Here is a 22,295-nt window from a genome sequence, read left to right as displayed (position 1 = left end):
CGGTAATCATGAGCTTAGATATTAGTAAAATCTCAATTAAAAATGCCTTATCGAGCTGTTTTGGTCGAACGATAGATACGTTAAACGGTGGTGACGAATTCCTTCAACTGCTCGCCGAAAAAGCAGAAGAAGTAACCGTTGCACCTGAGCAATATTTACTGCAAGAAGGCAAGAACGCAGATTTTGTTTATATTCCGACCTCGGGCACGGTAATGCTTGAGCGAACGGCATCCAATGGTGCCCGTCAAGTGTATGCGTTTTTGTTTACGGGTAACATTCTTGGCCTTTCAACGGCTAGCATTGATACCTACAATTTCAGCGCCAAAGCCCTAACCGAATTAACTGCCATCAAAATACGGCGTCGCGATTTGGAAATGTATTTTGATCATCACCACGATGTCGCGAAAAAATTCCATAACCGTACGGAAATGGTGCTAGCCCGTATGCTTGACCACTTATTTGTCATGGGACAACGCACTGCCCACCAACGACTTGCGCATTTTTTACTGGAAATGGAGAAGCGCTTATTTTGTCACAAGGGTCAGTATCATTTACCGATGAGTCGCCAAGATATTGCCGATTATTTAGGTATGACGGTATCTACCGCGTGTCGAGGTTTTACCAAGTTGAAACGACAAGGTTGGATCAACATAAGCAGTAATTCATTGATCGCAATTAATAACCACCAAGCGCTTGATGACTATATACACCGATAAGCTACTAAAGAAGATTTAACGCTGGGCGCTCTGAATCGTTTGGTTTTGCAAAAACTGATCGAGCGCTTGAGCCATTTCATAAACGCCAAACTCAACGTCGGCATCAGCGCACACCCATTGCCACCATTGTTGTAAATTAGGGTATGAGGACAATATATCTTCATTGGTAAACAGTTTCGGCGTTTCTACTGCAAAAAACATGGTTGTGGCGAGGGCGATATCAGCGACATGCAATGAACGCGCACTACCGAGCTCTTTCATTAGTTGTTCACCCTTGGCTAATTCGCTTTTCAGACTGTTGATTTCATTTTCTACGCTAATTTCGCTGCCCATAAGCAACGCCCTAAACATGGGAAACAACGCCGGACCTAAATGCAAGTCGGCATAGCGTGCCAACTGATCGAGTTGCGCATTGTTAAGAGCATCGTCGCTAAGTAATGAAGTTTTCGACGATATCGCTTCCAAGTAATGCATAATGGTTAATGACTCGGCGATGTGTTGCCCATCATCCAACAAGAGAACAGGAATTTTACCGAGGGGAAACGCTTTTTTAAACGCGGGGGTTCGCAAAGCCGGTTCGGGTGGGCATATATCAATAGGCAAGTTTTTTTTGCGAATTTGAATTCGAACTCGCGTGGCATACGGAGAAAAATTAGAACTAAATAGACGCATTGTTATTCCTTACAGCGAAATTAAATGTAAGCCAATCGCCGCATTAACCAGTAAACCACACCATATCACATACACAAACGGCCTAACTTTCGCTAAAGACGTTGCCATGCGCCCATCAACCTCGGCATTCGGTCCCGATTTAAGCATTTCCCCAAACGCCGAAACAAAAGGCTTGAGTTGTACTCGAATGCCTAACCCACAGGCAACGAGTAACGCAAACAATATTAGCTTCCAAGCAATATAACTCGCTTGTATAAACTGTGGGCTAGACGAGACAAAAAATTCAATCGCCAATAATAAGCACGATACAATAACGACGATACGAAATTTAAAATCAAACTGGCTTAACTTTGCAACTAACGTGCGATTATTTGAAAAGTGGATCATTAGCACCAACGCGAGCCAAATGGCACACACACTCCAAACCAACATCATTCCCCACCAAGGTAAATGGATTAAACCCGTGCTATGTGCCATTTGCATACCCGGCCCTAAAATCAGTGCCATACATATGCGAGGACCTTGATCTACGCCCATCATGATGGTTAATGCTGTTTTACGCTGTTGAGCGCTGACGCCTTGCTTTGCAACAAATCGAGAGGCATAGAATGTGCCTAAGTCACCACCTAGCCAATAAACGAACAACAGTAAATGCAACAACTTGAAAAGTAAGTATTCAGTCATTTGTTTCGTCTCTTTGTCGTTTTAAACCCTAACTTAAGGTCAAGCATCATCAAATATAAGGGACAATGAAAAGATGAATTTATTAAAACAAACTAGCGCTCAGGTTGAAATGACATATGACATATTGCCGAATCTTATTTGTATGGTCTTTATATCATTATGTTTTTATGTCATTATGCGCTAAATTAAAAATAGACCTACTCATGCAACGACTCTGTTCTCACTGTCGATGAAGACATAAATTTATAACCATAAAAGAAGAACCCATATGACATTTGAAGAGTTACTAAGTGATCCTCGCTTAGGACAAGCGTTAAAATCTGATGTACCAACGCCACTCTATCATCAGGTATATTTATTTTTAAAAGAAAAAATTCATTCGGGAGAAATTCCCTTTGGTGAAAAGATGCCAACCGAGCATCAATTGTCGGATGCGTTTTCCGTATCGCGCATTACCGCAAAACGCGCGATGGATGAGTTAGCCGAAGAAGGTTATATTGCTCGCCGTCGTGGCAAAGGCTCTCATGTTATCTACAAACATCGAGCTGAGCAGTTAACTGCGCCACTATCCGGCTTGTTAGAAAACCTTAAAACGATAGGTCAAGAAACACAGATTCGCTCGCTTGAATTTCGAAAAACAGTCCCACCGCTCGATATTCAAGAACGTTTTGGTATCGGCCCTGAAGACGAATTAATTCAGTCGGTTCGAGTACGTCTGATTGATGGTATTCCATTTGGTTATTATGTGAGTTGGACGCGTGATATTGGCGAGCAATATAATGAACAAGAAGTACAAAAACGCGCTCGTTCAGAAATATTTAAAAGTGCGGGCATTGAGTTAGATCAAGTCAAACAACGTGTTACGGCCACCCTATCGAATATGGATACAGCATTGGTGTTAGACATACCTACTGGCAGACCATTGCTGCTTCTTGATCGCTCTATGTACGACGCTAACAACAAGTTATTTGATCATATGTACGCGGTATTTCGCCCAGATAAGTATCAATTTGAAATGCAATTTTCAATGAAGTAAGGATTCTGCCAACCCTACTACTGCCTTTAACCAATGGTATGAAGAAAACTCTAAACAGTTCTCTTCATACCCGAATTAATTTCATATCAACAATCAATCGATACATTAATGCGTGATTCACCGCATTTAGAGCTTTTTGTAATACTGTCAGCATTAAGAGGTTATAAGTATCGTCAAATGGTCAAATTAGGCATTTTTTCTCTGGGTGGATGAGCCTATTTTGCTGTGCTAGATTTAGTTAATGAAAAATTATTTAGGCTTTACGTGTCATGAAGAACGCCGCTACTCTAGTGTATGCCACTATATTTTTTAGCTTCCCATCCGCTGCTGTTTATTGGGATTATTATAATCATTATGGCATCCTTTCTGAACACATAGAGAATACAACCCCATTTAGAAACAAAGATACAAATATAGGCTTGAAGAGTATTTATTTGGAACAAAAAAACTATTCAATTAAAAAGCTTTTTGGAGAAGAAAAACGGTCTCTATTTTTTCATGACAAACAGGTGTTTCTTTATGCCCCTAATGGGTGGTTTCTTGGTGCTAATATGATCTCTGTTTTTAGCGACAAGGAAGTAACCACTCCTTCTTTTAAACCTCAAAAAACGTTATTAAAAAATACTCCTACCGAAATCATAATTCAAAGAGTTAACAGCGAAGTAAAATCCATAAGAACGATAAGTTTAGAAAATGGAAAAGTAAAACTTAGCATTGAAGACTTTTTTAGACATAATATACCATCCGGTAAAATAGGTTATAGAATAAACTACTTAGCGGATCGAATTTCTTCTTATATTACATATAATGAAGATGGTTCAGAAGACGAAGTTTATTTATACACTTACAAAGGAAATAAAGTGCATATTTCCCTAAAGTCTAAAAAAGGCGATAAACGTTTTTTATACGCAAAAAACCAAGACGGATTGATAGCCTACCGTGTCGAGGAAAGCGACAATATATGTAAAGTGACACTTTATAATCATCACGACAATGGACACATAAAAAGCAAAGAAACGTTCAAACCGGAGCCATGCGGTACAAGTTACTTTTTAGCGGAAATAAATAGAGGAAGAGAATGCGTAGTGACAAATTTTCACGTCCATTTCACTGAAAACACAAAATACCGAGATAATATCAGTTTTAAACCCGCACCATGCGATATATATAAAAGAAAGTTACATCTCGGTGACTATTTTAATGAGCATGGCCATCACATAAAACGCTACGACAATACTTCATATGAGAGTATCATTATAAAAATATCATACATATATAACCAACATAATCATCCGCTAGAACAAACGGAACACAAGTTTGACTCTAAAGGTAATTTAATATCCGAAGAAATTGTTATGTATCAATTAGAGTATCACAATGGCCTCACAGGAAATTAACAACTTGTAATTATTTAACATTCCTCTCGCCCTAAGTTAATTAACCTTTTCAACCAACTAACATCAAATATGATGTTGCTAGAAAATATCATTTCTTGGTGTGATTTAACGCAACACGTGGGTAAATGTGACAACAAATAGTGTTCCACACCAACTCGTTATATCTCCTCTCAGGTCCAGCCTAGATAATTTAAGGCTTTTGTCTCGGTACAGTTTTTGCTTAATTAGTTCGAATAATTAACTAAGCCTTTCAGGAGAAACCATGATGAAACAACAATGGCTACTGCTACTCGCTGCTCTTTGTCTACCAACAAGTGTTCAAGCCGAAGAAAAACCTTCGGTCATGATCATGGGCACCTTCCATTTTGCCAACCCGGGTAAAGACGTGGTGAAGACACACATCATCGATGTACGTACCGATAAAAACCAGCAATATATTGAACGTTTTACCAGTAGAGTGAGTGAACAATACGCACCCACGCACGTATTAATTGAGTGCCCTCCCAACAAACAAGAAAAATACACGGATCGATTTAACGAGTATAAAGCTGGTGCGTTTGATCTACCTGTGAACGAGAATTTTCAACTCGGCTTTCGAATCGCGTTAAAAAGTAATGCGAGCGTTGTTTGTTACGATGAGCGCGAAATCAGTTGGAACGCTAAAGGTTTAATGCAATGGCTTGATAAAGAAAATGGCAAGAATAAGTCCGCCTTTGATAATGCCATTAAAGAAATTACCGAACAGCATACACGACTGCATCAAAACAAAGAATTACCACATATTTTACTCGTTCATAACCAAGACGACAAAGATACCCAGAATAAATCGTTATATATTCGATTAAATCACGTTGGTAGTGGCGATAAATTTGAAGGCGCTGACGCTGCCGCCAGTTGGTGGCATAGAAACTTTCGAATGTATGCCAATGTTCAGCATTACGCCCAACCAGGAACTCGTGTTTTTGTCTTAGGTGGTCAAGGGCACACGGCCATTCTCAAAGATCTGCTTGCACTCGACCCAGACAGAACAGCTGCAAGTGTCATCCCCTTATTAGCTGAGTAAGCAGGTATAAAAGATAAGGGTATAAAGCTCAGTTCTGGTTATGACCTTAGTTGTACTTGCCACAGCTGAGCCTCATCTTGTTGCCATTGGTAAAAATCAAGGATGTTATCTTGATTAACATAAAAGTGAGCATTGCCTTCATCGTAATGTTGGCTCGAACAAGTAAACTTACGTCCTTTTTCGGTTTCTTCAACACACCGACTGTAACGCCAATCTATGTGTGGTTTTAACTTGTTATTGCCACTCGCTTGAACACGAATATCGGGTAGCAAAACGGGACATGGTTGATCATCTTTGCTCTGGCAATGTTGTAACATATTGCCGGTAAAAACGCGCAAGAGTGGATAAACTGCGCCATTTCGCACATGACCTGAATACTTAAACAGATCGCCACAATGGCGTTGACTTACGTGCCAGTGACCATCTCCTGTAACGCTATATTGTGCCAAGACATCGGCACCATCACACGGTTTAAAATGAATGTCTATCGTTTGAGCCACCGATGTGGTGTGATTGACTACCGCCAAGGCAATCGCTTGGTCTTTTACATAGCGCACACTGCGTATGATAGACACCTGATCATTTTCTAAGATCTGCCACGGCTCTTGAATACCAACTTCCTGTTGATTGAGTTGATAATGATAATGTCCTTGTGCCACAGGCGAAAAGTATTGCCTTTGAATGGGCGATAACGGCGTATGTTCGTCAAGCAATGCTAACAGCGAATTATCCACTGGGTTCGGCCTTAACGCCTGTTAGCTTAACTTCAATAAGCTCAATGTAATGACCATCAATACAGTTTGGGTCTAAATAGACCATTTTCTTTGTTCCGGTATCAACAACACCATTGGGTGTGACATATCCTGGCACAATATTTTGCTCAGCTAATATCGCCAAACATGCCTCGATATCCGTGACTTGCCAAGCTAAATGATTTATACCTCCACCGCCACAGAGCGCTTGACCAAGTAATTCGGTAAAAGGAGGTTTCAGCGCCTGAATCAGTTCAATTTGAACGTCATTTATGGTGATAAATGCAAATCGTGTTGCTGTATCTCGTACAGACAATTCAGGAAATACAACAATATCTCGCTCATCAAGTGCATACACACGCTGATACGTTTCTATGGCATCAATAATATCGTTCACCACGTAACCGATGTGCCCTAAGCCGACAATGTAATCCGTCAATACGCTACCAATCATCGCACTCTTATTCATGATCTTTCCTTGCTTGTTATGACATCATCATCGAGCCAAACACTCAGTTCTTCATGAGTGAGGCTAACTAAATGACATATATCTATATCAAATATTTGACACTTTGTTATATTGTTAATACATTAGGTCTTATAAAGCAATTAGTAAAGTCGAACAAATAAATATGAAGGTATTAATTTTAGGGCTCGGTCATGTCGGCAAGGCTGTGGCGAAAAAGCTTAAAACACAAGGTCATCAGGTTGTTGGCACCACCACGACACCGGCTAAAGCACCAGAGCTTGAAACCCTGGTTGATCAGGTGTTTATTCTTACTGGCGAGCAAACGGATAAGGTTGTTGAGGCATCCCACGGTTGTGATGTCATCATAGCGACGGTTGCCCCTAACGTAAAAAATACACGAACCATTGAAGAGCGAGAGCGACATTATCACCAAGCGTTAGAGCTAAGCTGTGCCAGTGCCGCCAAAGCATGTCCTCGAGTGGTATTTTTATCGAGCTTTTCGGTTTATGGTGATGGCGGTGATGATCATGCGCCAATCAGCGAAAACACGCCGACAGCAAATCACGATGAACCCAGTTCAAAGTATTATCAACGGGCCGAACAGCACGTACTTAAATCCACGCAAGGTTGCGTACTTCGTTTTCCGGATATGTACGGTGCCCCCGGCGATCTCGATTTTACCCAACGAGTGAATATGGCAATAGAATACTTTCAAGGGAATGCTATTTTTGGCGCTAACGCGCCACTTTATGCGATTCACTTTAACGATGTCGTTGATGCGGTTTGCCATGTTATCGAGCACGATCTTACGGGTATATATAATGTCTGTGACAACCATCATGTGCCCTACACCAATAAGCAAGTCTTTGACGCCATATGCGATCAACAAGGCTGGCAACGATTGCGATTTTTAAACCAAATACAAGCACCCAATCGCAAGATCAGTGCCGACAAGCTATACCAAACCGGCTACACGGTAAAACACACCGATCCCAATCGTGCTGTCGTGGAAAGCCAACAAAGTTCGGTGGTATCGCAATGACAGGTTCCGCCAGCGTTAAGCAAACCATCGTCATTACCGGATCGACCAAGGGCATTGGTAAAGGGCTCGCTAAAGCGTTTATTCAACGCGGCCACAATGTCGTTATCTCGGGCCGATCGCAAGCCGATGTTGATGCTTGTATCGTAGATATCATCAATCAATCGTCATCAGACGATAGTCCAAATAGCGGGCACCACACGCAAAAATCGATACAACAATCTAGGCAACAATTACTGGGCGTCGCCGCCAACACCACATCGCCCGAGCAAATCAATACGCTATGGCAACAAGCCATCGAACGGTTTGGTTGTGTCGATATATGGATTAACAATGCGGGTCTTGCCAGAACAACGTGGTCGATTGTAGACACGCCGTTTAGCGAAGTGACGCATATGGTTAACACCAATATCCTTGGCACCATAAACTGTTGTCAAACCGTTGCATCAAAGATGTTACAACAAGGTCATGGCAAAATATTTAATATGCTGGGTGGCGGATCTGACGGTGAATATTTTCAAGGGATGGGGGTTTATGGCACCACAAAACGTGGCTTAGATTACTTTACCAACGCGCTAAGTAAAGAATTAAAGCATACACCAATCATTGTCGGCAAAGTCAGGCCAGGCATGGTGATAACCGAAGGTGTGATACGTGAAGCCAAACAGAACATGGCCAATTTTTCAAAACGTCGCAAAATGGCCAATGTGCTATGCGATCACGTTGACACCGTTGCACCATTTCTGGTCGATAAAATGCTCCTTGTCAATAAAACAGGGGAAAAAATTGCGTGGTTAAACCCGCGAAAAATGACCCTACGTTTTCTTGGCTCTGTGTTTAAAACACCAAAAGATAAATTTGCACAATATGGTTTATAACGTGGGTCTATTGCCCCTAGGATATAGGAAAACAGATGACAACGACAGTCAATAAAGAAACAAAAACACTCGATCAATTTTTAGCGGAAAACCCGAATGTGGATGTCAGCCAATATTGGCATCGTTGCTGGGGGATCCTTAGCGAGTTAAAACAAAAAATCGCCACACATTTTTCCGATTTAACCCAGCACCCAAGTACCTATGAACGCGATTATTACACCTCACCTAACGGTGAATTTGAGGGTTCATATAAAGCGTGGACAGGCAATGGTGTTGAATGGTTAGTTAATTCATGGATTGGCAACCGCAAAGCATCCATTTTGGATATGAACACCACCGCCTTTTTGGATCAGCAAACCGACGTTCCGCATCTGGTTATTGTCTTTGGCACCGTTCCCCATTTATTTTGCTATTGCGATTACACTCCGCGCAAAAACCTGCTCACCAATCCTGATTACCTTGATAAATATTATGGTGGAGAGGTCAATGATTGGTATATGACCTTGAGAGGTAACGATAACTTTCATTGGTCGGTCAGCCATGGCCCTTACATGCGGGCACTGGTTAATCCTGCAACGCAAAGCCTGATGGGCGAATTAAATCATGCCAACATCGACATTTTTGAAGCCTACTTGCACGAAATGGTCGACCGCTGGTTAATGTGGCTTGACCAAGCAACGCCTGTACCATTAAACCAGCGCGCAACATTACAGCAGCAAGATCATTTGATCCGCGAGCTTAGCTATGCACGCGACCCAATGAATAAACTGGCCGCAAATGTGTTTGGCGAAGACGAAGTGCAAAACATGGTTGAGCTCCGTATGGGACGAGCGCAAATGCACGAAGTAACAAGTAAGTAGGCATCATATTCATGAGACCCATTACATTTCTTGGCATCGATTTCGTCTCTGGCATTAAACGTCACCACGTTATTGCCTATTTTATTGCCGTGTTGATTTCATCTGGCTATGCCGGCGCTTTGTCGATATTACAGCCTGGATTACTGCAAGTAATGGGCATTGACTTTAAAACACAAGCAACCGTCACTGGTTTGCTTGGTGCCTTACAAGAAGTGATTTTTATCATTACCTTGGCACTTTATGGCGTTATCGCCGATCGCATTGGTCGTCGATATGTTTATACCTTTGGCTTGTTCACAACCGCTATCGGCTTTGCTTGCTATGGCATGGCATCAAACATCACCGAATTAGTACTATTTCGTATCGTCATCGCGTTTGGCAGTGGCGCGATGGTTGGTATGATGGTGACCATTATTGCCGATTACGCACAAAACCATAATCGTGGCAAGGCAAACGGTCTACAGGCACTGATCGCAACCTTTGGCGCATTTATCCCTCCCATTTTAGCCTCGTTACCTAATACATTTGTGCAATCTGGTGCAAGCGAACTCGCCGCACAACAAGCGACATTCGCTATTGCCGGCAGCATGGGCGTGATCGGCGCAATAATCGCCTTTTTTGGCTTATCGAACATCGCCGGTAAAGTGAACAAATCGCGCGAAACATTCTGGCAACAACTTCGTTTTGGCGCCAGGCAAAGTAAGTCAGCAAAAATTGCTCTAAGTTACGGCGCGGCATTTATATCACGTGGAGATTTAGCCGTAACCGGTGCTTTTATGGGGTTATGGTTGGTGCAATACGGCAGTGCCAATATGGCACTCAGCCCGAGTGAAGCAATGCAACAACTCGCCGTGCCGGCCATTTTAACGGTGGTTGTTGGTGCACTTTTTGGATCGGTTTTGATGGGCTGGTTCAACGATAAAATCAGCCGAGTACGAGCCGTTACGTTCGCATCCGGTTTTGCCGCCATCATTTACACCGCCATGTATTTTGTTAGCGATCCCACCGCCACCTGGGTATTTGCCTTGTTGTTGTTCATGGGTATCGCCGAGATCAGCGCTTTTATTTCATCACAAGCCTTGGTCGGCGAGAGCGCTCCCAAAAACCGGCGAGGAGCCGTCATTGGCTTTTTTGGCGTCGCTGGTGCATTTGGCATTTTATGTGCTACCGCTGGCGGCGGTGCGTTATTTGCAATATTTGGCCCTTCAACACCGTTTGTGGTGTTCGGCGCCTTTAACTTTATTGTTTTCCTGTGGAGTTGGAAAGTCGCACCACACGAAGACATCAACATATCTAACACACTGAATAGCGAACCAACACTCTTATCGCAAGGAGAGTAACATGACAACGTCATCACCGATGATCACTAAAGAGTTTGCCCGCCATGTTGAGCATGGTATAAAACAAAATACCGAGGAAACCTATCAGCGCGTGCTCGCTTTGCGCGATGAAATCTGGCAATACATTAGCAGTGAACTGGATTTTACTGAAGATTTGGGGTGTGAAGATATCCATCACTTTGATGATTTAGACGGCAATCATCTGGGACGTATGCGTAATTTTTGTGGTAACGATAACAACCCAATCGACTGGGTTATTCACTCTGATATTGGTCAGCCACAAAACACCTTTACCAACATTCATTTAACGTTTTGGATGAAGGACACTAACGATGTACCACATCTCGGCATGGCCTTTGGTACCCTGCCAGAAGCGTTTTATTATGTGGATATGATGCCACGCTGCGAGCTCGTGACGCACCCTAACTATGTTAAGAAATACTATGATGCGATAAACGATACCGTGTTAGAACACCAAAATGCGTTATTTGCACAACGCGTTAAACCTTTTAACGCTGCGATGCCATTTATTCGCGCCAGTCTTAGCCCTTGTGCTATTGCGGGCGTTGGACCACTTTCGTTTTTTGAAGAGCAAGCAAAAGCTAACATTTGGGCAGTCGTTAAACACTGGCTCAGTCTGGTTAAAAACGCGGAACTCGATAATGATAAAGCACGTTGCCAAAAGCGCCGCCAACACGACTATCAGCAACGTAGATCCATTGTTTACCTAGACCCGGCGAATCCGATTGCGGAACGATTAGTCGGTAAACCTGCGGCCGATCGCTTAGTGCGAATTCTTGCTGGTGAAGAACGTAACGGACAACCATATTATTATGATTAATATCTTTAAATATTTGATACTGTGTCTACTCGCACTCGTTGTCGGTGTCGCTGTATGGATGAGTATTCCGTACCCACATCAACATGCGGCAGCCGAGCAGGCATTACAGTCGACGACCGGCATTACAGTTAATCGCGAGGGTTATCTGTCATTTGCCCCTCAACTACGCACCCATGTTGGCTTAATTATTTACCCCGGCGGAAAAACCAGTGCCGATACATTTGCCCCCCTCGCCCATAACTTCGCGATACATGGCCTGTTCGTTGCAGTTGTACCAATGCCGCTTAATACCGCCTTTTTAGGGATAAATAAAGCCAATGACGTTATTGAGCAACACCCTGAAATCGATACGTGGTTTATCGCCGGCCACTCATTAGGTGGCGTAGCGGCAGCCGAGTATGCCAAATCCGCCAATGACAAACTTGCGGGATTGATGTTTTGGGCATCCTACCCAGGCAGTGACATCAGTCACTTGACACTCCCCGTACTCAGTATTGTTGCCGACAAAGATTTGCAATCGACACCGGTTAAAATTGCCTCACACCAAGAAAAAATGCCTGAACGCACCGAGTTTAGTTACATCGAAGGGGGAAACCATTGGCACTTTGCCCATTTTGCTGACACTTTAAACGAACAACACGATCTGATCAGCCGTACAGAGCAACAAAACCTTGTGCTAAGACACACGCTGGATTTTGTCTCTAAGGTTGCTGATTAACATCAGGACAACCTAACGAAATAGGAGCCCTTTATGTCATTCGATTATTATGGTTATCGTAAAAAATTTGCGCTGTTAGTGCCAAGTACCAACACAGCGGTTGAAGTCGAATACAACAAAATGAAACCAGAAGGCGTCATTTTAGCGACACGAGGCTGTGTTATCCCGCCATTTCATGTCACTAACGAAGACGAATTTGTGGCCATGGTTAAAGCGATTGGTGATGCGACCGAGCAAGGCTTGCGCGATGCGCTCACCTGTCGACCGGATCATGTCATATTCGGCTACTCTGCAGAGACGTTTTGGGATGGTAAAGACCGTTCTGATCGCGAATTTAATAAATACAATAGCATCGCTATGCAAGAGGGAAATTGCCAAATCACCTTTGGTGCTCAAGCCATCATGGATGCCTTAAAATGTTATCCCGAGGTCAAGCGCATTGCAGTGGTCACGCCCTATATGCCAGTAGGCGATAACATGGTGGTGAAATTTTTAGGTGATATTGGCTATGATGTTGTGCGCATAACAGGTCATTGCTCATCTGGACCGGTCGAGATTGCCCATGAAAGTTTCGCCAAAACGCGAGAGCTGGTAAAACAGGTCAATGGCGATGACGTCGATTTAATTTTACAAGCCGGTACCAATTTATATTTTGTCGAACTGGCAGCGCAACTTGAGCAAGAGCTTGGTAAACCGGTACTTGCCATCAATGCCCTAACCTTTTGGCATGCTCTGCGCTCTAATGGTATTCATGACAAAGTATTTGGATACGGCTCGTTACTGGCAGAGCACACCCATATTCCTGGTTAAGCGGTTATTGTTATGCGTACATTAGTGCAGTGCCTAGAGCAGCCAGGGATCATTAAAGTACCCGGCATTTTTGATGGCCTCTCCTGCCACTTAGTCACTAAGGCTGGCTTTGACGCAGCGTTTGTCTCGGGCGCAGGCTTGGCATTTTCTCGTTTTGGTGTTCCTGATATTGGGTTACTTGGTATTCATGACATCGCAGATACGATCCGCGCTATTCGTGAATATAATGACTTACCGTTGATTGTAGATATCGATACCGGGTTTGGTAATGCGTTGAATACCCAGCGCACGACTAAACTATTAGAGCGCGCCGGTGCCAATGCCATGCAACTTGAAGATCAGCTCATGCCCAAGCGTTGTGGGCACATGGCAGGAAAACAAGTGATTCCCTGCGCAGAAATGGTAGGAAAAATTCATGCCTTTGTCGATGCGCGCAGGTCAGCTGATACCTTGCTTATCGCCCGCACAGATGCTCTAGGCGTTGAAGGGTTTGATGAGGCTTTATATAGGGCCGAACAATACCTATTAGCGGGCGCTGATTTACTGTTTATTGAAGCACCAACAACCCGTGAGCAAATGCAAGCCATCTCAGCTGAGTTTGGAGAACGTGTACCGCTCGTCCATAATTTGGTAGAAGGGGGCAACAGTCCAATCAGTACCAGCTATGACTTAGCGATCCTGAATTATAAACTGGCGTTATACCCTATTGCTTTGCTTAATGCGTTCATACCCAAAGCACAGCATTTACTGCAGCATATTCAGGCATCGGGCTCGACCGTAGATTATCAAGAAGAACTCTGGCAGTTGCAACAAGTCAATGACCTATTAAACGTAAGCGACATGCTCGCCGTCGGCGATCAGTATCAACCCTAACAACGTAAAATACGTCAATAATTCCTTACCTTATCAATTCTGCCATCAGAAATAGGTTGCAATACCAACGAAACGGTGAGCGTTTATCTCAGTAAACGCACTTGCCTTGTGCAAAGGTGCGATCCTCTAGTTCGAAGCACTGCTTTGACGATCTACCTTAGTCGCGCTATTTTTGTCGCGCTGTTTGCTGATAGCTAGAGGTTGTTAACGGCGTCCGTTGCTTAGGCGTAAAGTGGATTGCGGTAGCCAGTAACGATGCGATAAACACAACTTCCGCCATGTTACCGAATAAAAAGCCATAAGGTGAGGCAACCGATGCGCCATTAATTAAAAAGATGGTCAAGGAACCAGCAAACATCCATGGCCAGCGTGCTTTTTTCCAAATGACCACAGACCAAATAATCGCAAATAAATTGGTACCTATGGTCGCAAACGGTGGGGCTTTCGATACCGCAACAAAGCGTTCAATATCACCAAGCGGCGTTGATACCATACGGGTCGTTAACTCAAGGTTGAGTATTTCATGCCAAATGCCATAGCCTAATGAGATGACTGTTACCAGCACAAAGAGTAATTTACACCAGGTACTACGCACACCTTGATAACCAGCATGTTCAAGCATTTTATAGGTAAACACGGTCAAAAACGGTAAAATAAGCGAGTGTAAATACCAACGCATTTGATGCATTATGGATAACCGCTCGTCTGCCCCGTAAATGCTTGATAGCATCACAACGATGTTATCGTATAACACCCCACATAGCAGGATCCTCAACCACCAGGTTGTAAACTGATTGCTATTTGCTTTGCTCGATACACTGAGCATTGTCAAATGACACAAAATAAAAAACACAAATACTAGGGTTAACATAGCCATTCTCCCTGATCACGATAACACACCCACGCAGACTACTAGTTGCTCATATTTTTATGAAAACACTTGCGTTATTGACACTAAAATCAGCACCATTAATGACACTATAGCATTAAAAATCAAAAACTTACTCTCAATAAATCACATTCAACATCTCAGGCTAAGCATACATTTATCAAAAGCTTGGTTAACCATTTTGAAGGTTAACTTAGGTGAACCCTAACCTTTGTAAAAGTAGCCTTTTTACGCCAACATAGATGGCTTTCGATGGCGTTGTAGTTGTCGCCAAGTATCTGCCCTGCCGCCAATTTTGTCATCAAGCCACGCTCCTACTTTATCGCTCACTTGCATAAGCTTATTGAGATCAATGCCTGTTTGATAACCCATTTGCTCTAGCATCATAACCACATCTTCTGTCGCAACGTTACCTGTCGCCCCTGGAGCAAACGGACAACCGCCCAACCCACCCAATGATGCGTCAAATTGACGTATGCCATGTTGCAGTGCCGCATAGACATTTGCTAGAGCCATTGCGCGCGTATCGTGAAAATGACATGCGAGTTTATCAACCGATACCACCGTAGTGAGTAGTGCAAGTAAATCGCTCACCTGCTGTGGGTTTGCCGCGCCAATGGTATCAGCCAGTACGATACTGTGCGCCCCCGCTTCATCCAATGCGCGCACCATGTTAACCACTTGCTCCGTCGGTGTAGGTCCCGAGAATGGGCAATGCCACGCAACCGCAATGCAACAACTAATGGTGATGTTATCGTCGTGGCCTTGGCGAATCATTTGCTTGGTTTGCGCCATTGCATCGACTATTGATGTGCCGGTGTTTTTCTGATTCATGGCCTCACTTGCACAGATCACCATGGTCAAGTGTTTGGCACCGACAGCTTTTGCGCGCTGATAACCTTTTGGGTTTACGATTAGCGCCTGGAAACGGCAATCGCTCTCCTCTAAAAGAGGAAATATTTGCTCGCTACCTGCCATGTTCGGCACCGCTTTTGCTGAGACAAAAGCGCCCACTTCAATACGCTTTAAACCGCAATGCAGTAAATCATTCACCATCTCGGCACGCTGTTTTGCGGATAATGAAACCACATGATTTTGTAAACCATCGCGCGGTCCCACATCGGTGATCTGAATATACTGACCAGGCATTATTTAATGATCCCCTTAGCACGTAAAAACGCTATCGTTTGATCATCTAAATCAAGCAAGGTTTTACAGATTTGTTCACTGTGTTGGCCAACATGAGGCGCTGGCGTATAGCTATCATCACTTGTTCTCGACATTTTGATTGGATTGCCTGGTGCTTTCGTCGATTGTCCATCCGGATGATATATATCAACCACCATGTTGCGATGTTTGACTTGTGGATCATTCAACACATCAGAGAATTTATTAACCGGTGCACAAGGTATGCGCGCAGCCTCAAGTTTATCAAGCCAATAGCGACTGCTGTTGGTTGCAAAAATTTCCGCCAGTGTGGCATCAATAAACTGCTTATCGGCAAATCGGCCTGGTTGGGTATCGTATTTTTTGTCTTTAAAAGCCTCAACATCGATGATAGCCGTTAAGTTTTGCCAAAAATTGTCGGTAATAACGGCCAAAATAATATGACCATCCTTCGTCGGGTAACTGTTGTAGGGTACGTGCACAAAATGGCCATTGCCTATTGGAAACGGATCTTTACCTGAGATCAGGTGCATGGTTGCCATGTAATTTAACAGCGACACTTGACAATCCAACATCGAAATATCAATGTGCTGTCCTTTACCCGATGTTTGACGCTCGATAACTGCGGCTAAAATCCCCATCACCGCAAACATACCACCACTTAAATCGCCAATTGGAATACCAGCACGCATAGGGTTGTTTGGATCACTACCGGTAATAGACATGCCACCACCAAACGCTTGCGCTACTTGATCAAAGGCCGGTCGTTTATGTCCGGGGCCGTCAGAGCCAAAACCGGTGATAGAACACGTGATGATCGCAGGGTTATATTTAGCTAACGAGTCATAATCAATGCCTAACCGCTGAGGCACACCTGGCGCAAAATTATTAATCACCACATCGACTTCGGCGATCAGTTGGTAAAATAACTGCTTGCCCTCAACTGTTTTTAAGTCGATTGCCATCGACCGTTTATTTCGATTTAGGGTAATAAAATACGCGCCAAAACCATTGACTGAATTATCCGGATCGGTGGCCAATAATTTGCGTGTTCCTTCACCTTCAAGAGGCTCTACTTTAATGGTATCAGCCCCCATATCTGCTAACAACATGGCGCCATACGGGCCTGAAAGCATATGGGTTAAATCGATAACCTTTAACCCTGAAAGTGGTTTGCTCATATCAACAGACACTCCATAATATTGACCTAAATTTTACCGTGTTAGTTTTACCGCGTTAGTTTTACCGCGTTAGTTTTTGCTGTATGCGATTTCACTGTACTGGTATTAGGGTGTAATGATGAGGCCGAGGATGCAAGCGCTCTGCTAGCGATAATGAGCAAAAGGCAACTAGCTATGTTATGAGAGCCTTACTCCCCTTTCAGTTGCTTTTTAGCCGTCACGTTACGATGGGTAACTGGATAGAGTAATGCACCAAGCACTATGGCAACAAGCAGTAAAATAATCGGAATACGCACCACTTCTGACATAGCAGTTATGTCAGTACGATAAAATACGCATAAGCCCAATACATAGCAGCCGGTGATGATGGCAATGGTTTTTCGTTTCAATCCCAATCCATAGATACCGGTAATGATAAACATGGTCAAAAAGCCAAACGCGAACATCGACCACACATTGTGATAAACCGAGTAGTAGGCAACCACAGCGCCATGAAGAAAGACGAATGTTTCGATAAGTACGGTCCAGTAGCGGTTGCGGTGATAGCGTGTGTAAAGTAAACAGCCTTGGGTTAGGATCATCAGCGCGTAAAACGTGCCGAGCATGTGACCTGCGGTGATCTCAATAGGATGATACCAAAAGGTATAAATAATGGCCCAACTAAAATAATAACCATGATATTCCTTGACCAAATACTGGACATTGCTTAGCCAACCAATACGGTAACCAAACAATAAACCTCTACGTTTGTTCTCCAGAACCAATACCAATGATAATAACAATATCACCGCAAATTGACCGGAAAACACGTGTGTATCTTGTGCTAAGCCATCGTAAAACAGTGAGGTTTGGATAATGTGCCAAAGCACAAAGGCCAAGTTTCCTAGCAAAGCAACGTAATTGTGGCGTTGTAAGCGATGACTGTAGTTAAGTGTGCCACGCTGCTTTTTTGTTTTCGCATCGTAAATTAACCACCAGAAGAATACTTGGTGGGCGACAAAACTCCCCCACGCTGACAGGCGGGTTAGCCAGTTAGGATCCGGTCGTTGCCAAAAGTACCATGTTGCCCCCTTATCGGCGACAAAGTTAATGTGCTCACTGTACGGCCCTACCCACCAAATAAGCCACATTAACAGCGCATTAATCAACAACAGCACGACTATCGTCGGTGGTATGAGAATGATGCTACGATCATGCATTACGATTAGCCTAAGTTCTTAAGCGAGGGTCTTAAGAGAGTTATCTGAATGCTGGATATCAATATCGTCAACAGCAGCTTAAAACTCTTCCAATAATCGCCCTTTACCAGTTATTTTGTCATTAACACCACACGCCCTTAATGCGTGCCACACCGTTGCAACATTTATGGGTATCAACGGCTTAGCAAGGATGTGCTCATACGTTGGAAATAAATCGATGGTTGATAGGTTCGTACCACATTGGACGATAGCATCGACGCTGTCATGGTCTACCTCATGAATTGCAGAGAGTACGTCGGAAATTTTGGTCTCAGCGATGGCCGTTGCCGAGGGGCGATTTAAGCCTTTCACTTTATGCACATCAAAACCAATATCTGAAAAAAAACGGATAACATTGTTATCTCCCACCTCGGGGTATGGTGTAATAACAGAGATTTTTTTTGCACCAAACAACTCAAGTGCTTGTTTTGTCGCCCCTGCACCGGTGGTTAACCCTAAATCACCAATCTGCGCTTTAATGTCGTTTTCAAAGGCAATATTACCTTCAAGTCCGCCCCAAAACGTCTCCGCCGACATGCCCAGCATTACATGGCTAACCTTAGCACTCATTACGTTGCGGGTAGCATTAGGTATTTCACCACGCATAATATCTAAAAAACGTTCAAACACGGTGTTTTCGTCTTCACCGGTTTTGGCCATTTCATCTGCCCAGTTGCGTAATTCAATATAAAACCGTGAGGCATGCCAACTAACGCCATCGAGCTGAAACTTTTGTAAATCATACTCTACCCCGGTGTTGGTTGACGGAATAATTACGCCAATTTGCGCACGCTTTGCAATTTGATAATTGTCCATAGTGTTTTGCTACCTTTGAATAACCTGTAATGCAGGATAATGAATAAAAAAGGGATACAAATGTATCCCTAAACACTGATACCTAATTCGTTATTAGAATGTGATACTAAAACGAATACCAACGGTGCGTGGCATGGGTAATGTTGCCGCAACAATTGACGGTAAGCTGCGTCCATCAGGAAAAAATCCATAATTCACATTGGCAATGGCTGATTTAACCTTGTCATCATCAAATAAGTTATTGACGTAGGCGTTCACCATCCAATTATCACCTTCTAAACCAATGTTCAGATCCCATTCGTCATAGCTTGGTAAATATGCGTGTTCACCCGAGTCGATATAACGTTTGGAGCGATACTCACCAAACAACTCAACAAATAAGTCCATGGTTTCAAGTGGACGATTGTACTTAAAGCTGGTGGTGACACTGTGATTCGCTGATAGCGGTAACTGGTTACCACTGTAGTCACCATCGTCGTTACCAGATAGCGCTTTATCTACTGTAGACAAACGAGCACCGGTATCACTGGCGGCAATCACTTCGGCGACATTAAAATCTTCATACTGCGCATCAGAATAAACATAACCTAATGACCAGTTAAAGTTTGGTGTCATATTCCAAACCGACTCTAATTCTAGGCCTTTTACTGATGTTTCACCTGCATTTAGTATGGAGTTTCTTGCCATACCGGTGACAGGGTCGGTTACCGTAAATGGGACTTGTTGATCGGTATAATCCCAGTAGAATAACGCCATAGATACCATGGCATTGTTTTCTTCTGAGAAGGCTTTTGTACCAATTTCATATGCCCATAGTGTTTCTGGATTGTATTCACCCGTTGACACGTCACCATTACCATCGGTCGTGGACACACCACCCGGTTTAAAGCCTTTTGCCGCTGATGCGTAAGTAAATACGGTATCATTAAGTTGCCAATCAACCGATAAACGTGGCACAAATTCATTACTGCTGACGGTATTTTCGGTAAAGTAATTTGGATTAGGTATCATCGAGCGCGTCATCGGATCAAAGATCATGCGGTTATCCATACCGTGGGCGGTCAAGAAACCGCGATCATCGGCATTGCCGGTGTAATCGATGGTTTCATCAATGTACCGTCCTTCAAACGTCAGATTCACGTCTTCAGTAACTGCGTATTTAAACAATGCTGCGAGCGACCAGTGCTCTGTGTCCCGTGTCATCGGCGTGTAATATGGTGTCGCGCTTGGTGCATCATTCGCCATAGGAATAAATGGTGGCAATTGATTCATTAAGGTGGCAACATCGACTCCTTCACGCATCCAAAATTGTGTGCCAAATCCGGTATCCATAGACTCATCTAAGAACAGCGCAGACACAACCCACGAATAAGTTTCGTATTCACCGATCACCTTCAACTCTTGGCTAAATTGTTGTAGCTCATAGATCATGTTTGCTTCTGCTTGCATACCATATTGGGTAAACGGTGGCACCATAGGTGGGATGCCTTGCGGCGCAGATAGCAAACTGAAATCGGACAAATCAAAGTCTTCTATTGTCGTGCTATCGTTGTTTCCCCACCCCGTAATAGCCATAAACATCAGCTCATCATTGATTTCATAATCAATAATCAACGACGCTCGAGTATTTTCAACGTCAGTGCCATCGTAGTCTTTGCCAGTAAAAGGGTTAGCAGACAAGTCAATGTGTGACTCATCGGCATCGATACGACCATCAAAAAATGGACGACATGGTGCATCACTGCCAGGTGGTACCATCATTGCACCAATACCGGGGACATTTTTTATCGCTTGAACGCCTGGACTGGTTGCCCAAAACGGCATGGCATTTGAACAATCGACACCCTCTTCGTACGGCACTATCTTAACGCCGTCAGCGTATACGCCTGTGGCAAAAGGATTGGTTGCGAGATCTTGGAAAGTACCAGGGTGTACCACATGTTTCACTGCAATGGCTCTAGGACTGTATTCTTCGTCAGAATGTTCGACGCGAAAATACGCCGTCCAATCCATACCAACATAATACAGACCAAGCGCAGCCCCAACTGACTCACCTGTACCTAATTTACCACCGGTGTTCGGGTTAGTGTAGACCCCATCGGTATCCCAACTCGCCACTTTTAAGCTTGCGGCTAGATTCTCAGTAAGGCCACCTTCTATGCGCACAGCCGCTTCTTGAGTATCGTGTTCATCGAAATTGAAATCGGCTTTGGTTGAAAAAACAAAGCCCGGTTTTTTAGTAACATAGTTTATCGCGCCGGCAAATGCACTACGACCGTAGTTAACCGATTGTGGGCCTTTTACGACTTCAACCTGTTGTAGGTCCATCAAACGCATGTTGGCGGTCATACCACCACCTGATAAGGTCATCGATTCGGATGAAATATCAATGCCATCAACCAAAATGGCCACGTTTGGGCGACCACGCTCTGTTGTCAGACCGCGAATGGCTGGACGGGTATCCGTTGGTGCTGCACCAACATCAAATGATACGCCAGCAATATATTTGGAAAGATCTTGTGTGGTTTCAATCCCTTTCTTTTCGATGGCTTCGTTATTAAGCACCGAAATAGACAGCGGGATAGTTTCAATGGTTTCTTTTAACTTACGCGTAGTAACCGTAATACGCTCGATATCAGACTCATCGACCGCGCCGCTAGTTTCTTGCTCAGCAGCTACCCCACTCTGCGATAATAATATCGAGGAGATCAGTAGTGACAACTTTGTTTTGTTTTTCATATTCAACCCCAGGAAACGCCTTTACGTTTATTCGTTGCCTGCTTGCGATCATGACCACAATACTTACATGCGCTTACAAACATTATGACCATGCTTGAATTTTGTTGCCGACTTACA

The 22,295-nt window shown here is 43.7% G+C and carries 22 protein-coding genes; 12 read left to right on the top strand and 10 right to left on the bottom strand.

What is annotated here, in order from left to right:
* Positions 1 to 8 precede the first annotated feature (8 nt).
* Positions 9 to 716, top strand: a complete 708-nt coding sequence (locus tag ACAX20_RS06695) for a Crp/Fnr family transcriptional regulator (RefSeq protein ID WP_371189391.1) — start codon at positions 9 to 11, stop codon at positions 714 to 716.
* Between the two features lie 15 nt (positions 717 to 731).
* Here ACAX20_RS06695 and ACAX20_RS06690 read toward each other — a convergent pair whose 3' ends face one another.
* Together ACAX20_RS06690 and ACAX20_RS06685 are read right to left on the bottom strand one after the other, a co-directional pair.
* Complete coding sequence (locus tag ACAX20_RS06690) at positions 732 to 1,388, bottom strand: glutathione S-transferase family protein (RefSeq protein WP_371189390.1); 657 nt, start codon at positions 1,386 to 1,388, stop codon at positions 732 to 734.
* 9 nt (positions 1,389 to 1,397) lie between these two features.
* Positions 1,398 to 2,072: a hypothetical protein gene (locus tag ACAX20_RS06685; protein WP_371189388.1), complete on the bottom strand. Its 675-nt coding sequence runs from the start codon at positions 2,070 to 2,072 to the stop codon at positions 1,398 to 1,400.
* A 268-nt stretch (positions 2,073 to 2,340) separates the two neighbouring features.
* Here ACAX20_RS06685 and ACAX20_RS06680 point away from each other — a divergent pair, with 268 nt between their 5' ends.
* From ACAX20_RS06680 to ACAX20_RS06670, 3 genes are all read left to right on the top strand, one after another.
* Complete coding sequence (locus ACAX20_RS06680) at positions 2,341 to 3,108, top strand: GntR family transcriptional regulator (protein WP_371189387.1); 768 nt, start codon at positions 2,341 to 2,343, stop codon at positions 3,106 to 3,108.
* 269 nt (positions 3,109 to 3,377) lie between these two features.
* A complete protein-coding gene (locus ACAX20_RS06675) occupies positions 3,378 to 4,505 on the top strand; it encodes a hypothetical protein (protein ID WP_371189386.1) in 1,128 nt (375 codons plus the stop codon).
* Between the two features lie 262 nt (positions 4,506 to 4,767).
* Positions 4,768 to 5,568 (top strand): DUF5694 domain-containing protein, encoded by an 801-nt coding sequence (locus ACAX20_RS06670; RefSeq protein ID WP_371189385.1) that lies wholly within the window; start codon positions 4,768 to 4,770, stop codon positions 5,566 to 5,568.
* A 38-nt stretch (positions 5,569 to 5,606) separates the two neighbouring features.
* On the opposite strand, the gene ACAX20_RS06665 is transcribed toward ACAX20_RS06670, so the two are convergent.
* On the bottom strand, positions 5,607 to 6,302 hold the full coding sequence (locus ACAX20_RS06665; RefSeq protein WP_371189384.1) for a hypothetical protein: 696 nt from the start codon (positions 6,300 to 6,302) through the stop codon (positions 5,607 to 5,609).
* Positions 6,295 to 6,789 (bottom strand): VOC family protein, encoded by a 495-nt coding sequence (locus ACAX20_RS06660; protein ID WP_371189383.1) that lies wholly within the window; start codon positions 6,787 to 6,789, stop codon positions 6,295 to 6,297. The genes ACAX20_RS06665 and ACAX20_RS06660 overlap by 8 nt, the downstream gene beginning before the upstream one ends.
* Positions 6,790 to 6,910: 121 nt before the next feature.
* Here ACAX20_RS06660 and ACAX20_RS06655 point away from each other — a divergent pair, with 121 nt between their 5' ends.
* The 8 genes from ACAX20_RS06655 to ACAX20_RS06620 are packed head-to-tail and all read left to right on the top strand — an operon-like array spanning position 6,911 to position 14,148.
* Complete coding sequence (locus tag ACAX20_RS06655; RefSeq protein WP_371189600.1) at positions 6,911 to 7,831, top strand: NAD-dependent epimerase/dehydratase family protein; 921 nt, start codon at positions 6,911 to 6,913, stop codon at positions 7,829 to 7,831.
* Entirely contained in the window at positions 7,828 to 8,706 is an 879-nt protein-coding gene (locus tag ACAX20_RS06650) for an SDR family NAD(P)-dependent oxidoreductase (RefSeq protein WP_371189381.1), read from the top strand. Before ACAX20_RS06655 ends, ACAX20_RS06650 begins: the two co-directional genes overlap by 4 nt.
* 35 nt (positions 8,707 to 8,741) lie before the next feature.
* A complete protein-coding gene (locus tag ACAX20_RS06645; protein ID WP_371189380.1) occupies positions 8,742 to 9,566 on the top strand; it encodes a hypothetical protein in 825 nt (274 codons plus the stop codon).
* A gap of 11 nt (positions 9,567 to 9,577) precedes the next feature.
* Positions 9,578 to 10,906: an MFS transporter gene (locus ACAX20_RS06640; RefSeq protein ID WP_371189379.1), complete on the top strand. Its 1,329-nt coding sequence runs from the start codon at positions 9,578 to 9,580 to the stop codon at positions 10,904 to 10,906.
* Between the two features lies 1 nt (position 10,907).
* A complete protein-coding gene (locus ACAX20_RS06635; RefSeq protein WP_371189377.1) occupies positions 10,908 to 11,747 on the top strand; it encodes a hypothetical protein in 840 nt (279 codons plus the stop codon).
* Entirely contained in the window at positions 11,740 to 12,465 is a 726-nt protein-coding gene (locus tag ACAX20_RS06630) for an alpha/beta hydrolase (protein WP_371189376.1), read from the top strand. Before ACAX20_RS06635 ends, ACAX20_RS06630 begins: the two co-directional genes overlap by 8 nt.
* 33 nt (positions 12,466 to 12,498) lie before the next feature.
* A complete protein-coding gene (locus ACAX20_RS06625) occupies positions 12,499 to 13,275 on the top strand; it encodes a hypothetical protein (RefSeq protein WP_371189375.1) in 777 nt (258 codons plus the stop codon).
* A gap of 12 nt (positions 13,276 to 13,287) precedes the next feature.
* Positions 13,288 to 14,148, top strand: coding sequence for an oxaloacetate decarboxylase (locus tag ACAX20_RS06620; RefSeq protein WP_371189374.1), 861 nt, complete (start codon positions 13,288 to 13,290; stop codon positions 14,146 to 14,148).
* A 166-nt stretch (positions 14,149 to 14,314) separates the two neighbouring features.
* On the opposite strand, the gene ACAX20_RS06615 is transcribed toward ACAX20_RS06620, so the two are convergent.
* The 6 genes from ACAX20_RS06615 to ACAX20_RS06590 all read right to left on the bottom strand — a co-directional run bounded on the left by ACAX20_RS06615 (position 14,315) and on the right by ACAX20_RS06590 (position 22,178).
* On the bottom strand, positions 14,315 to 15,019 hold the full coding sequence (locus ACAX20_RS06615) for a hypothetical protein (protein WP_371189372.1): 705 nt from the start codon (positions 15,017 to 15,019) through the stop codon (positions 14,315 to 14,317).
* 246 nt (positions 15,020 to 15,265) lie between these two features.
* Positions 15,266 to 16,186, bottom strand: coding sequence for a hydroxymethylglutaryl-CoA lyase (locus ACAX20_RS06610; protein WP_371189371.1), 921 nt, complete (start codon positions 16,184 to 16,186; stop codon positions 15,266 to 15,268).
* The gene (locus ACAX20_RS06605) at positions 16,186 to 17,385 is read right to left on the bottom strand and encodes a CaiB/BaiF CoA transferase family protein (protein WP_371189370.1); all 1,200 of its coding nucleotides are present in this window, start codon (positions 17,383 to 17,385) and stop codon (positions 16,186 to 16,188) included. Before ACAX20_RS06605 ends, ACAX20_RS06610 begins: the two co-directional genes overlap by 1 nt.
* Before the next feature lie 188 nt (positions 17,386 to 17,573).
* Entirely contained in the window at positions 17,574 to 18,584 is a 1,011-nt protein-coding gene (locus ACAX20_RS06600) for a hypothetical protein (protein WP_371189368.1), read from the bottom strand.
* A 78-nt stretch (positions 18,585 to 18,662) separates the two neighbouring features.
* A complete protein-coding gene (locus ACAX20_RS06595) occupies positions 18,663 to 19,439 on the bottom strand; it encodes a hypothetical protein (RefSeq protein ID WP_371189367.1) in 777 nt (258 codons plus the stop codon).
* Positions 19,440 to 19,532: 93 nt separating this feature from the next.
* Positions 19,533 to 22,178 carry a TonB-dependent receptor gene (locus tag ACAX20_RS06590; RefSeq protein ID WP_371189366.1) on the bottom strand — a complete coding sequence of 882 codons (2,646 nt, stop codon included), beginning with the start codon at positions 22,176 to 22,178 and terminating at the stop codon, positions 19,533 to 19,535.
* Positions 22,179 to 22,295: the final 117 nt, after the last annotated feature.

Origin of the sequence: Thalassotalea sp. Sam97, from assembly GCF_041379765.1 — a bacterium.
GTDB classification, from domain to species: Bacteria; Pseudomonadota; Gammaproteobacteria; order Enterobacterales; family Alteromonadaceae; genus Thalassotalea_A; species Thalassotalea_A maritima.
The sequence above is the reverse complement of the archived record's forward strand: the minus strand, read 5'-3'. Positions and strand labels throughout refer to the sequence as shown.

Excerpts from the sequence above, each read along its gene's own strand:
- ACAX20_RS06650 (WP_371189381.1), top strand. The coding sequence starts at position 7,828 with ATGACAGGTTCCGCCAGCGTTAAGCAAACCATCGTCATTACCGGATCG.
- ACAX20_RS06695 (WP_371189391.1), top strand. The coding sequence starts at position 9 with ATGAGCTTAGATATTAGTAAAATCTCAATTAAAAATGCCTTATCGAGC.
- ACAX20_RS06620 (WP_371189374.1), top strand. The coding sequence starts at position 13,288 with ATGCGTACATTAGTGCAGTGCCTAGAGCAGCCAGGGATCATTAAAGTA.
- ACAX20_RS06615 (WP_371189372.1), bottom strand. The coding sequence starts at position 15,019 with ATGTTAACCCTAGTATTTGTGTTTTTTATTTTGTGTCATTTGACAATG.
- ACAX20_RS06590 (WP_371189366.1), bottom strand. The coding sequence starts at position 22,178 with ATGAAAAACAAAACAAAGTTGTCACTACTGATCTCCTCGATATTATTA.
- ACAX20_RS06675 (WP_371189386.1), top strand. The coding sequence starts at position 3,378 with ATGAAGAACGCCGCTACTCTAGTGTATGCCACTATATTTTTTAGCTTC.
- ACAX20_RS06610 (WP_371189371.1), bottom strand. The coding sequence starts at position 16,186 with ATGCCTGGTCAGTATATTCAGATCACCGATGTGGGACCGCGCGATGGT.
- ACAX20_RS06640 (WP_371189379.1), top strand. The coding sequence starts at position 9,578 with ATGAGACCCATTACATTTCTTGGCATCGATTTCGTCTCTGGCATTAAA.
- ACAX20_RS06635 (WP_371189377.1), top strand. The coding sequence starts at position 10,908 with ATGACAACGTCATCACCGATGATCACTAAAGAGTTTGCCCGCCATGTT.
- ACAX20_RS06670 (WP_371189385.1), top strand. The coding sequence starts at position 4,768 with ATGATGAAACAACAATGGCTACTGCTACTCGCTGCTCTTTGTCTACCA.
- ACAX20_RS06600 (WP_371189368.1), bottom strand. The coding sequence starts at position 18,584 with ATGCATGATCGTAGCATCATTCTCATACCACCGACGATAGTCGTGCTG.
- ACAX20_RS06595 (WP_371189367.1), bottom strand. The coding sequence starts at position 19,439 with ATGGACAATTATCAAATTGCAAAGCGTGCGCAAATTGGCGTAATTATT.
- ACAX20_RS06660 (WP_371189383.1), bottom strand. The coding sequence starts at position 6,789 with ATGAATAAGAGTGCGATGATTGGTAGCGTATTGACGGATTACATTGTC.
- ACAX20_RS06630 (WP_371189376.1), top strand. The coding sequence starts at position 11,740 with ATGATTAATATCTTTAAATATTTGATACTGTGTCTACTCGCACTCGTT.
- ACAX20_RS06625 (WP_371189375.1), top strand. The coding sequence starts at position 12,499 with ATGTCATTCGATTATTATGGTTATCGTAAAAAATTTGCGCTGTTAGTG.
- ACAX20_RS06645 (WP_371189380.1), top strand. The coding sequence starts at position 8,742 with ATGACAACGACAGTCAATAAAGAAACAAAAACACTCGATCAATTTTTA.
- ACAX20_RS06685 (WP_371189388.1), bottom strand. The coding sequence starts at position 2,072 with ATGACTGAATACTTACTTTTCAAGTTGTTGCATTTACTGTTGTTCGTT.
- ACAX20_RS06680 (WP_371189387.1), top strand. The coding sequence starts at position 2,341 with ATGACATTTGAAGAGTTACTAAGTGATCCTCGCTTAGGACAAGCGTTA.
- ACAX20_RS06605 (WP_371189370.1), bottom strand. The coding sequence starts at position 17,385 with ATGAGCAAACCACTTTCAGGGTTAAAGGTTATCGATTTAACCCATATG.
- ACAX20_RS06690 (WP_371189390.1), bottom strand. The coding sequence starts at position 1,388 with ATGCGTCTATTTAGTTCTAATTTTTCTCCGTATGCCACGCGAGTTCGA.